This is a genomic window from Paraburkholderia sp. SIMBA_027 (assembly GCF_046535315.1).
Classification (GTDB): Bacteria; Pseudomonadota; Gammaproteobacteria; order Burkholderiales; family Burkholderiaceae; genus Paraburkholderia; species Paraburkholderia tropica.
Map to the genome: position 1 here is coordinate 1 of NZ_JAWRWY010000826.1, position 263 is coordinate 263.

General features: G+C 66.9%; 1 pseudogene. It reads right to left on the reverse strand.

The features are described from left to right. Positions 1-170: pseudogene (locus tag SB764_RS41370) on the reverse strand (electron transfer flavoprotein subunit alpha/FixB family protein); the annotation flags it as partial. Between the last annotated feature and the right edge of the window lie 93 nt (positions 171-263).

Consider the following 263-nt stretch of genomic DNA (forward strand, 5'->3'; position numbering starts at 1 on the left):
TGCGGCGCGGCCGTCGTGCGGCGCGGCTTCACCTGGGCGCGATGCGCAGCGCCCGCGATCGAAAATTCCATCGAGCCGGCTGCACCCGTCACGCCGAGCGTAATGCGCTTGAGCCCATCCGCCGTGATCGTGAACGGCCGGCGCGGATCGATTCGTTTGAGGTTATTCATCGCGTTACTCCAGCGCAGCAGCGACCAGTTCGGCGACGTCGAGCACTTCCGGACGCGGGCCGACCACACCTTCGAGCATCGCCGTGCAGTTGG